Below are 253 nucleotides of genomic sequence, written 5' to 3' on the forward strand. Positions count from 1 at the left end.
GATGACGGGGGACTGCTCGGCGCGGCGTGGCGGCAGCGGTTCCGGGCTACGCCCTTCACCGCTGCCGCCACGCCAGTACTCTCATCCTGATTGACGCGCTGCTCTCATCTTGTTTGACGCGCGGCAACCAGCCCTCGATGAAGGCGAACAGCTCCCGTCGAGCCTGCTCGTGAGTTTGGAAGCGCGAACGAGCGAGCAGTTCGCATTCGAGGGTGGCGAAGAAGCTTTCGCACATGGCGTTGTCGAAGCAATC

At 63.2% G+C, this 253-nt stretch carries 1 pseudogene; it reads right to left on the reverse strand.

The window, feature by feature from the left end:
* Positions 1–55 precede the first annotated feature (55 nt).
* Positions 56–253, reverse strand: a pseudogene (locus tag GWC77_RS30475) (hypothetical protein); the annotation flags it as partial.

Source organism: Paraburkholderia sp. NMBU_R16 (assembly GCF_013282575.1).
In the GTDB taxonomy this organism is placed as follows: Bacteria; Pseudomonadota; Gammaproteobacteria; order Burkholderiales; family Burkholderiaceae; genus Trinickia.